Below are 11,269 nucleotides of genomic sequence, written 5' to 3' on the forward strand. Positions count from 1 at the left end.
TAGCTTAGATTGTAACGCAGGTAGTAACCAACAGCGACAATAATGACGTCTTTTTTGAATTGTTTGCCTTTAAAATGATTCATTACTCTGTCCTCTCTGTCTTTTTTCTCAATTTTACACTAAAATAGATTTTTTGGAAAACTTTGCAACAGAACCATTGAGAGCTTCTTAATTTTTTACGGACTTTTCATACTTTAATTTTGACAAGTTTGCTTATATCTTTAACAAGTTTGCTTATATAGTTGACAAGTTTACTTGTAAAGTGTTATACTTTATTCATAGAGAGGAAGAGAAGAAATGAATAATAAGAAGATTTTACAAATGGCACAACAAGAAAGTCAAGATGAGGGTAAACTATCGAAGTGGAGAAATATGTCAATAGTACACTATATTATGTTGTTAGTTGCTTGGCTGTTTATTTTCACAATTAGGTTGCTAAAAAATGAATCTATAGACGATTTGTTTTTTATGTTATTACTTTTGGCTTTGGGACATGAAATATATCTGTTCAAAAAGAAGAGGTCGATGACTAACATCATAGTAATTGTAGTATTATTAATTGCTGTTTCTGTGATGGGCTGGAATTTAATGAGTGGAATTTTTAAATGAGGGATAAAGGAAAACTTGAGTTAAAGAATAGGTTAAAAGTGGCTCGTGCTGAAAAACAAATAAACCAGAGTAATTTGGCTAAAATTGTTGGTGTTTCGAGACAGACAATTAGCAATATAGAAACCTATGAGTACGTTCCATCTGCTAAATTAGCATTATTACTTTGTATAGCGTTGGATATAGAATTTGAAAAATTATTCTATTTTGAGTAGTGAAGACTTAAGTATATTAAAACGACTTAGGTCTTTTTTATTTTAGGGGCGCAAATGTCAGAGTTTGCGTTCTTATATTAGTGAAATAGCAAGGAGAGTCTTTATGCAAGTAACAGGAAAAACTAAAACTGGTGAGGAAAAACAGTTGACAGTTGAAATTCGTGATGTTGAAATCGTGAAACCTAAGATTGAGAAATCTATTAAAAAACGGACGTTAATGAGTCGTTAAAAACCTTGTAGACCCTTGGTGTATATGTTATAGTAAGGGTATGTATTAGTAGCGATTATTGCTTAGAACGGATAAAAATTATGAAAAAATTAGTAGAAAAAATCAAACAAACAACTCTAAAACAGAGAGTCGTAACTGGTGCGATTATTCTTTTATTGCTTGCTAGTGGTACTGGTCTTGCGGTCAACCGTCATAATGAAAAAATTTTAGCAGATACTAACGCTAAAATCATCAAGTCTGATAAAAAGGCTAAACTTGAAAAGCATTTAAAAGATGATAAGGAAGCCAAGGCTAAAGCTGATAAAGAAGCTAAATCCAAGGCAGAAGCTGAAAAGCAAGCTAAAATTAAGGCTGAAACAGAAGCTAAACAACATCACAAATGACTTTAGGGCACCTCTAAAAACGTATGAAAAGAGGTATAATAGATTAAAAATAAGCTAACGAGGTATTGAAGATGAATTTATTTGGAGATAGCGACTATCTTGAAAAATTAAGTTTAAAAGGAGACCCTCTTGAGCGGCTAGAAAAAGTGGTTGATTTCGAGTGTTTTCGCCCAACTCTTAACCGGATTTTTAAGTATGATTTAAAAAACAAATCTCATGGTGGTAGACCGCCCTATGACCTTGTTTTAATGTTGAAAATTCTAATTTTACAACGCTTATACAATCTATCTGATGATGCAACAGAACCCACTTATTCAAAATAGAAAACTAGTCATAACTTCCCATTATGTCTAATTTTTAAACTTTGAGTTGATATGAGAGCGCAAAATTACTTCCTAGATTTATCGTTTACAATCAGTCCAAAGTTGCAGGATTTTCCATTCAAATTATGTTTTAATAGTATTGAAATAACTGATGGAGAATATTTAATATGAAAATAGGTAAGCGGATTTTATTAGGTTTAGTGGCAGTATGTGCTTTATTTTTAGGAATTATCTATCTTTGGGGGTATAAATTCAACATATATTTAGTACCACCCTCCCCTCAGAAGTATGTTCGAGTTGCCTTAAAAAATATGGATGAACTTGGGCTATTTACTGATTCAAAAGAATGGGTAGAAACTAAAAAAAATACGATAGAAGAAACATCAAATGCTAAAAACTATGCAGAAACAATCCCTTTTTTACAAAAAGCGATTAAAGTTGCAGGAGGAAAGCATTCTTTTATTGAACATGAAGAAGACATATCAAAACGAAGCATTACAAAATATATAAAACCAAAGGCAGAAATCGAAGGCAACACTTTAATATTAACTATTCCTGAATTTACTGGAAATGATAGTCAAGCATCTGATTACGCTAATTTTTTAGAATCTTCATTGCATAAAAACAATTATAATGGGGTAATTGTTGATTTGAGGGGGAATAGAGGTGGAGACTTATCTCCTATGGTATTAGGATTATCCCCCCTATTGCCTGATGGAACTCTATTTACTTATGTTGATAAAAGTAGTCATTCTAAACCTGTTGAACTACAAAATGGAGAAATAAATAGTGGCAGGTCATCAACAAAAATAAGTGATAATAAAAAAATTAAAAAAGCTCCTATTGCTGTATTAATAGATAATAATACAGGGAGCTCCGGCGAATTAACCGCTTTGTGCTTTGAGGGAATACCTAATGTTAAATTTTTTGGTTCTGATTCAGCAGGTTATACTTCTGCTAATCAAACCGTCTATTTATATGATGGCTCAACATTACAAATAACTTCTGCTTTTGTAAAAGACAGAACAAATAATATTTATAAAAATTTTCCTATTAGTCCGGACATTCAAACAAATAATGCTAAAAGTTCTGCAATAGAATGGATAAAATCTCAAATAAAGTAAAGCAAAAAGACTTGCCAAGAAAAACATATGGTAAGTCTTATTTGTTAGTCATAAATAAAGGAGCGAAAAACATGAAATACGGCTATGCACGTGTAAGTACCTTAGACCAAAAATTGGAAAATCAAATCGAGCAATTAAAAGACGCAGGCGCAGAAATGATTGTGCAAGAGAAACTCACAGGAACAACCAAACAACGTCCTGAATTTCAAGGTTTACTGACACGATTAGAAGCAGGAGATACCTTGATTGTGACCAAACTTGACCGTTTCGCACGCAACACTAAAGAAGCCCTTGAAATCATTCAAGAGCTGTTTCAACAAAACGTGACGATTCATATTCTGAACATTGGGCTAATTGATAATACCGCCACAGGACAATTGATTTTTACGATTTTTTCTGCCTTTGCCCAGTTTGAACGAGAATTAATACTTGAACGCACCCAAGAGGGAAAGCGTTTTGCGAAAGCTCACGACCCCAAGTTTCGAGAAGGACGCCCAAAGAAATATACAAAAGAGCAGTTACAACTGGCGTATGAGCTAAAACAGCAAGGCTTAACTTACAAGATGATTGAACGGAAAACAGGGATAAGCATTAGTACCCAGCAACGAGCTTTCAAAAGAATGAAATAATTTTAAGACTAAAGGCTGATAGAAAAAAAACAAAAAAAATGGTTCTGTTGCGAAAAAAACAAGAACAAAAGAGACAGGAAACTGTCTTTTTTTGCTTGCTTGGGGATTGGGGCAACGCCCCAAAAATAAAAAGAATCGTCTGAAACGAGGAACAAACTAAAATGTAAATTTTAGGTGTGATCGAGTGGAAGATGATTATTTTTTACCGAACAATTCCTGAACTTCACGATAGCTTAGATTGTAACGCAGGTAGTAACCAACAGCGACAATAATGACGTCTTTTTTGAATTGTTTGCCTTTAAAATGATTCATTACTCTGTCCTCTCTGTCTTTTTTCTCAATTTTACACTAAAATAGATTTTTTGGAAAACTTTGCAACAGAACCATACGGAGTTTTCCCACGAAGTTTCTTAAATCGTTTAGAAATTTCTTTGACTAATATTCTTTCATAATCAACTATTATTTCACCTCTTAACCCCATCAGACTTACCTTTCTTATTTAATAAGGAATCTGTCTTTTGATAGATTTTATTTTTCTTTTAAATATAGTTTTGTAGTAGATTATATTCAAGTTTACGTTTTTGCTGTTCAGAGTACATCAAATCACTCATATCCCCTAGTTCTCCAAATCGGATTAAAGGTAAATAAGAAAACTCCATGAAATCACTTTTATAGTAGTCCCACTTTTTTGTCTTTGTCATATATTGGTTCAATTTTTCACCAAACACAATATTTTCTGGATAAGTTACAAGTATATGATTTAACACTCTTCTGAAATTATTTTTATTTTTTGATATTTTTTCAAGTTGGTTGAAGTAGTTTTTAAATAATCGTTTATCATCTCTAAAAAAGCTAAATAATATTACCGTCTTACCATTTTCAGGAAATACATTTAAGAATATTTGCGGAGTTCTTTTTTCATCTCTGCTGTATAAATTGACTAATTTATTACCTTCAAAATCCATAGGTGGATTATAACAGGTTGATACCGCTAAATTCACTTCATAAGGAAGTTTATGGTAGAAAGATTCAAAAATATCAAATTCCTTTTTCAAATATGCATCATCAAACTTTTGTTTCGAATTCTCAATATCTGACACTTTTAAATCAATCAGCGAAACATCAATCTTTTTATGAATCGGAAATGATTCATATAGTTTCTTTTCTTTAATTACTGCTGAATATTCTTTAGAAAATGCACGATAACTATATTGAAAAATCTGATCAATCGTATCCTCAAAAGCAGTTTGGTCAATAATACTAAATAGAGATTGGTCATGTTTTGCACAAAATACTTTTGAAGTTGAGCAATTCTTTTTTGTAATCCTTGAGATTTTAATATTCGGTAACCCAAGCTTGGGAGCAATCAAATCCATAAAGGTTTTGGGTTTTCTATTAAAATTAGGCTGGCTATCAAAATCAATTTCTGGAATATAAACAAAAGCATCCTGTGATAGAGTATCTAATATCTTCGATTTTGAGATTGAATGACCATTGATAATTTTACTACTACACTCGTTTGTATCATGAAAAATACATTGACTAAACTGAGTTGCTTTTTTTATCTGTGTTTTTAGTTCACTACCCTTCATTCCATCACCTTCACTTTCTCCTCAATAAAATCAATCTCATCTTGCGAAAGTCCGTATTTTGTATAGAGTTGTTGGTCGATTTCAGGGATGGATTTTGTCCAGTCGATGTCGGAGTTTGGAGTGAAATCTTGGAGGGGAACTTTTGCCCATACTGTTGGTGGATTATGCTGAGTAATTTTTAACAACCCTAACATTGCACGAGAAAATTTTGTTTTAATATAATTCAAGCAATTCTCTGCTTCTGATTTTTTATCAAATGAGCCAACTTGTAAAAATGTTTGAGTACATCCTATTTGAGGTTCACCAATTATTGGACTTGATAGAATTTCCCCTAAATTTCCTGAGCCATTAGCTTCTGTCACAAATACTTTAAATTTTTCAATATTTGAGTCGGCAATAATTTCCTTAGAAACAAATCGTTCAGTTCGTTTATTTCCTTTTTCAAGACCAACAATTTTTATAGTATGTTGATTATCTGGTTCATTCAAGAAAATTTCTGGAAACTTCTCAAACCAGTTAGGTCGCATACGACGTTCTGTTGGAAATCTATCGTCAACTTGCTGATTGACTTTTGTTTGAGGGTAAAATATCGTACTAAAACTTTCTGACATTACTGACGAAACCTTATGCAAGATAGAATTTAGCTCTTCAAAACTCGTAAACGTTCCAATCGCGCCAAAATTATCACTGACAGACCTGTAAGTAACGGCAACCCCCCCTTTGATGTCCGTATTAGGGAAAATCCTTGAACTGTCTTGCTCATAGAAAATCACTTTCAGATGCTCGTCATTGAGCATTTTTTCATTCCATGCTTTTCCTGTCGCACCAGCATTAAACAAAAACCGCCCAGGCGTAATCAAAACTGCCTTGTCCGCAACCTCATAAGCAGTATCCATAAATTTATGGTAAATCGGCGGGGCTTGTGTGCTATCGCCAATAGACTCTTCCTGATAAGGGGGATTCCCAATCACTACATCAAATTTCACGTTCTTAAATGTCTCCTCTACTTTGGATTTGCCCTTAGCTGGACTTTCTTTTATGGCTTCCACAAAGCCATCAATATACTGCACGTTAGTTTCAAAACTCTTATAGCCTGCAAGTGTACGCTCTGTGATAGTCTTTGCCATTTCTGTTTTTGCAATCGCAAAGATATTTTCTTTCAAGATTTTCTTGTATACTTCATCGGCTTCAAAGTGAATATCTTCATTTTTATTGACAGCTTGATAATACAAACTCATGGCTACATGGAGCGGATAAAGCCCTGTTTTCGTGTTGATTTCAAGAAATTTACTTTCATCAGTATATATTTTATCTGTGTCATTTCTTTCCACCCAATGTAAATTGCTAACAGCCCCATCAGTCGTACTGACAAACTCATCATCAAAGAAATTCAGTCCGCCAATCGTTTTTGTCAACTGTAAGTTGACCACTCTCCACGGTGTCAACACAGTTTCTTTATCTGGGTTTTTAAACGTGCTGAATAGCTCCGCAATTTTTTCTGCACGCTCGATAAAGTCCAATTGGTCGTAAGATTTTGCCCGCTGACGGATAATCCGTCCTGCTTCGACAAATACTTCCGCATCATAGTACTGCACAATCTGCTTAAACATTCCTTTAGTAAAACCTTTGGGCATGAACTCTTTCCAAGATTCATCATCGACTTCTTTAACAAAATCCTGAATCGAAATATCTTTTGCCAAATCCAACTTCATCCCGTAAATCATCATTGGAATACGGATAGATACCCCACGTAAGATAGAGATCATCGTCTTGCGCTGTTTCTTCGCTTCATTAATTTTATCAATCGCTTCTTTTTCTTCTGGAGTACGTTGTCGAGCGGGCTTTTTCTTTGCTTTCTCGCCTTTATCATACTCTTCATCAGAAAGACCATTTTCAGAAATCGTAATCTTGACTTTTTTCTGACCTTGCGTTTTACCGACAATGGCATTTAAATCTTGAAATACTTTTGTATCGCCCTCAGTCAGCGTAAGCAACCGGTCATTATACAAGCTATCATCTTCAAATCCAGAGCGAACAGCTTTTTCGGCACAGACTTTTTTGAGCTGGGTCAACATTTTATCAACGTTGAAGCTCGTCATCCCCATTTCGCTATTACCTAAAATCGGCATGAAGTTCAACAAGCGTGTAAGCATATCTTTTTGTTCTTGTGTATTTTTCTTACCCACACCAGAATTAACTTGTGCAGATTCAGCCATCACAGACAACGCACGGTCAGGCGCAAAATCAAAAATGTAGCAATTTTTCTTCATCCCCAGCTTTTCATCAGAAAAAGGTGTTTGCGCACGGAAAGCCGCTTGCAAGTAATTCATAGCGCTATTGGTATTTGAAAGGAATAAAACGGCAGTCCATTCAGGAATATTTACCCCAGTCGTGAGTTTTCTCACGGTCAAAGTAATTGTTTTTGTTTGACTTGGGTCATTAGTAATCGCATTACGGACTTTCTCTAAATCTCCCTCTGTTGCGACTTCCGTATTATCTGACTTATCATCTTTGACAACATTGACAATATTATATTCTTGTCCAAAAACACGGTGTTCATTGAGCAATTTTTCAAAGGCATTGGCTTCTTTGACTCCTGGCATAAGCCATAATGTATGGCGGAGTTCATTACGATATTGCTCTGTAGAGAACGGATAATTTGTCGCATTCTCTTGATTCGTGATATTGTCTAAAAAGGCATTAACATCTTCTTTATGAACCAGTTCTCCATTATCATCTACATGGAAAAATTCACGGAAATTAAAGGCTTTTGATTCATCCGCATATTTTTCTTTGTTACGCATTTCAAAAGTGTACATGGACACTTTTGGCAAAGACTCATAAGGATTCGGTTGGTCAGGATTTTCAAGCGACCATTTGAGCTTTGCGGTCTGCTCCATCGTGTAATCCCATGTATAAATCTGATCTTCATCATATTGGTCGAGCAGATTAAATGGTGTTCCTGAGAGTTCAAGAACTTTTGTCTTTTCTTTCTTGACCGCATTAAGCACTACATCTGCGAGCTCTGTTTGCGTTCCCTCGTGTGCTTCATCAATAATAATCAAATTCCAATCAATATCAGAAAATTCAGCAAGATTCGTTTCACCGCCACCATATCTTAGTTTTTGAATGGAAACAAAATAGATAAACGGACTATTTCCTCTTTTAAGGTTTTCGAGATTTTCTCCTTTATCTTTAGAACCAAAGTCATATCCCTCATCTGCCATCTTCATCTTGCCAAAGTCTTCAAACCAAGAATCTGAAACTACAGGACGATGGGTCATAATCAATACTTTTTGATACTTTTCATCTTTAATCAGTTGCAAAGAAGTCAACGTTTTACCAAAACGCATTTTGGCATTCCAAAGCATATTATTCTTCTTTTTGAAAACATCTTTTGTCTTGGTAATAGCATTTTCTTGCTCTGGACGAAGTTTTATTTCATAAGTTGGTGCTGTTTCAGCAATTGTTTGAAGCGCAGACCGTCCTTCTTTTACTGCTTTAATAGCTTCTTTAGCTGTGTCTAAGTCTGTTTTGAACCATTCTGAGCCATCAAGTAATTCTGGTTTCTTAACGCCAGAACGCTTTAACACTTCATGAACATCATGGTCGTGAAACCATGTTTTAGTTGATTTTTTCCAGGCAAGCTCTACCCATTCCAAAACGAATTTCAAACCTGCTGTTTTCATATATTGATTGACTCGTCTTGCGCCTACGGTACGCAAAAATTCACTATTAGGCGACCAATCGACTTCAAAATCATCATCTGGCGCAGTTGCTTCACCAATTTTTTGTGTACCTTCGTAAGCTTGAAACATTCCGCTTTCATTATTGACAGTTTGAATATAAATCAGCTTACGTTCCGCAGCTTGATAGAGCCTTTCTGCTTCAGGCTCTAAAAAGTCCATGTAAGCCATCTGAATATCTGTACTCGTATATTTTTTCACGAACCAAACCAAGATAACAAAAATATGATTGAGTGCTTTAAGTGCATTTTCTTGCGTGGCTTCTGCAGTGTTAACCTCATGAGCTGCGAGATTTCCTAATTTTTTAATGTCATAAAAAGCTTGAATAATGTATTGCTCAGAAATTCTTAGGTTCGCTTCATTGAGTTTGTTATTAAAATTTGTACGGCTTGGCAAAATAATTGCTTCTTTTTCCAAAATGAGTGAAACAGCTTTCTCAGCCACTTTCCGCACTTTAGTAAGTGTACCTTCATAGTCTTTGTGCGTATAATTTTTTTCCGCAAGATTTGCCGTTTCAAAAAGCACAGCCGTATCTGCTTCAACCATCAAAAATTCAAAATTCTTTGACATCTACTTTTCCTCCAATTGATAAGCTTTCTGAATATCAATAATGATAGGCTCTATCTTTTGCTCTGTATCAAGTTCAATATCATCAATACCATCGCCATCAAAATCAAAAAGACTGAGTTGCCCTTCCGGAATCCCTCGCTCAACATTCACATTTTCTCCAAAAAGGCTCGCAAACGTAAATTCTGACCACTCCACTTTACTTGGATAGCTCTTCACTTTCTTCCACTCGCTAAAGATAATCGCTTCATCGGTATCAGGATGTTTTTTTGTCAATGTATTTCCTCGAACGATATTTTTTCGAATAATAAATTTGACCGACTTATAAAAGCCAGTATTTACACTCAAACGTTCGTCAAATACTCTTTCATACCACTCCATATAATTATTGAGCATTTTAAATCTTGCAAGTTCAAGATTATCTTCTAAAAATTCGATACCGTAGATTGAAGCCAAGGCAAATAAAGATTTTGTTTTCCAGCTTGTCTTGTCAAATTGCAAGGTTACAGCTTCAATTTTTCGCTCTAATATTGCGACTAAAAAGTTTCCATCGCCAGCAGAGGGTTCTAAAAAAGTAGAATAAATATTTTCACACGCTTCTTTCACTCCCTCGGTATCAAGCATTTTTTGAACCATCCACGAGGGTGTGAATACTTCGCCGTGTTTCTGGACACGTTCTTTTGATTTAATCAGTTTTTCAGAGGTCATCATGACCCCCAATGTATACAAAAAATCCGTTTGAATTATTTATTTCAAACGGTATATTTTTATGTTTATTGCCTGTTAGTGTTCCTTTAGGACATGTCCTAAAGGAAATACCTAGGTATTTCGATTTTTCTGTTCTATTCATAACTCTATTATACCACTTGTAACTCTTATCTTAAAGAGATTATGACATCCAAATTTCATAAAAAATGAATTATTTTAAATCCCTATAAACCCAGTTATACCAAGCGAATATAAGAAAATCCCTGCCAAGATTTTTTGGCAGGGATTTTGGCAGAGAACTTCGTTAAAATTCCCTATTTTTTTGTTCACTCTTCGCAATCAAATGTTGATATATCGGGCTTTAGCACTCATCTTGATTAGTCTTCTGTGTACCAGTCGCATAACTAGTGTATTTTTTTATTTTATTTGTTTGATATGTTTCTTTTCCTATTAGCCAAAAAGCTGTAATTGAAAATATAAAACCAAGTATTCCATGACGTTAAGTCAAGTTTTTAGAGTAACAAACGTAGAATTTTAATCTATTTATTTTACTTATTCTAATTGAGATTATTTTCATTATAAAAGCACCTCATTCAACAGAAATAATTTTTGCATCACTATTTTTTCCTTTGGTGATATACTTGTTTAACTCAAATATAGTATCATCTAAATATTCCTATCTTGGGTATTTAGAAAAGTATAAAAATTATGGGGTTCTTCATAAAAATACAATCGATTATCTGATTGACTTAATGTAGATATAGTAAAACAACATTTTTCATGAAGTTTAAAAAAGCTACCACAAGCTTTTTTGTTAACAAGACAACAGAGCATGCTTATTTGTCATAATACTATGCACAGTATCTAGCCTGTTCTATTTTTTTGTTATTAACCCAGAATTAATCCTTCTGAAGTATACAAGAATACAAAAAAATCAAGATTACTTCTTGATTTTATTTGTTTTTCCGTTTATTTTTTAAAATTGATTTTTTATAATATAACTATTAACTCCCAACTAAAACCCGAATTGCTAGTTAATTTCATTGGAAAATAAATAAGTCGTGCTATCCTAATCTTAAACCACTACGCATTAGAAAGCGCACGACTTATATGACTTATAATAGCACACTTCCAAAAGTTTTTGTTT

10 protein-coding genes and 3 pseudogenes are annotated in these 11,269 nt (G+C 34.1%); 7 read left to right on the plus strand and 6 right to left on the minus strand.

The features are described from left to right. Positions 1–83: pseudogene (locus HZR21_RS10560) on the minus strand (IS6 family transposase); the annotation flags it as partial. 214 nt (positions 84–297) lie between these two features. Between HZR21_RS10560 and HZR21_RS10565 the strand changes: the two are divergent. From HZR21_RS10565 to HZR21_RS10590, 7 genes and pseudogenes are all read left to right on the plus strand, one after another. Beyond that, positions 298–609, plus strand: a complete 312-nt coding sequence (locus HZR21_RS10565; RefSeq protein ID WP_101913439.1) for a DUF6442 family protein — start codon at positions 298–300, stop codon at positions 607–609. Continuing rightward, entirely contained in the window at positions 606–821 is a 216-nt protein-coding gene (locus HZR21_RS10570) for a helix-turn-helix transcriptional regulator (RefSeq protein WP_101913440.1), read from the plus strand. Before HZR21_RS10565 ends, HZR21_RS10570 begins: the two co-directional genes overlap by 4 nt. 103 nt (positions 822–924) lie before the next feature. After that, the gene (locus HZR21_RS11965; RefSeq protein WP_259276413.1) at positions 925–1,050 is read left to right on the plus strand and encodes a hypothetical protein; all 126 of its coding nucleotides are present in this window, start codon (positions 925–927) and stop codon (positions 1,048–1,050) included. An 80-nt stretch (positions 1,051–1,130) separates the two neighbouring features. Continuing rightward, positions 1,131–1,433 carry a hypothetical protein gene (locus HZR21_RS10575; RefSeq protein WP_180747603.1) on the plus strand — a complete coding sequence of 101 codons (303 nt, stop codon included), beginning with the start codon at positions 1,131–1,133 and terminating at the stop codon, positions 1,431–1,433. Positions 1,434–1,504: 71 nt separating this feature from the next. Continuing rightward, positions 1,505–1,738 (plus strand): annotated as a pseudogene (locus HZR21_RS10580) (transposase); the annotation flags it as partial. A 185-nt stretch (positions 1,739–1,923) separates the two neighbouring features. Next, positions 1,924–2,880, plus strand: coding sequence for a S41 family peptidase (locus HZR21_RS10585; RefSeq protein WP_180747604.1), 957 nt, complete (start codon positions 1,924–1,926; stop codon positions 2,878–2,880). Between the two features lie 71 nt (positions 2,881–2,951). Beyond that, positions 2,952–3,509, plus strand: coding sequence for a recombinase family protein (locus tag HZR21_RS10590; RefSeq protein WP_180747607.1), 558 nt, complete (start codon positions 2,952–2,954; stop codon positions 3,507–3,509). Between the two features lie 210 nt (positions 3,510–3,719). On the opposite strand, the pseudogene HZR21_RS10595 reads toward HZR21_RS10590, so the two are convergent. The 5 genes and pseudogenes from HZR21_RS10595 to HZR21_RS10615 form a co-directional block, all read right to left on the minus strand. Further along, positions 3,720–3,821, minus strand: a pseudogene (locus tag HZR21_RS10595) (IS6 family transposase); the annotation flags it as partial. Positions 3,822–3,852: 31 nt separating this feature from the next. Then, on the minus strand, positions 3,853–3,990 hold the full coding sequence (locus HZR21_RS10600) for a hypothetical protein (RefSeq protein WP_180747602.1): 138 nt from the start codon (positions 3,988–3,990) through the stop codon (positions 3,853–3,855). 58 nt (positions 3,991–4,048) lie between these two features. Beyond that, the gene (locus tag HZR21_RS10605; protein ID WP_180747605.1) at positions 4,049–5,101 is read right to left on the minus strand and encodes a hypothetical protein; all 1,053 of its coding nucleotides are present in this window, start codon (positions 5,099–5,101) and stop codon (positions 4,049–4,051) included. Beyond that, on the minus strand, positions 5,098–9,417 hold the full coding sequence (locus tag HZR21_RS10610) for an Eco57I restriction-modification methylase domain-containing protein (protein WP_180747606.1): 4,320 nt from the start codon (positions 9,415–9,417) through the stop codon (positions 5,098–5,100). The genes HZR21_RS10605 and HZR21_RS10610 overlap by 4 nt, the downstream gene beginning before the upstream one ends. Next, positions 9,418–10,122 (minus strand): DNA methyltransferase family protein, encoded by a 705-nt coding sequence (locus HZR21_RS10615; RefSeq protein WP_021213139.1) that lies wholly within the window; start codon positions 10,120–10,122, stop codon positions 9,418–9,420. Between the last annotated feature and the right edge of the window lie 1,147 nt (positions 10,123–11,269).

Source organism: Pseudolactococcus laudensis (assembly GCF_013449735.1).
In the GTDB taxonomy this organism is placed as follows: domain Bacteria; phylum Bacillota; class Bacilli; order Lactobacillales; family Streptococcaceae; genus Pseudolactococcus; species Pseudolactococcus laudensis.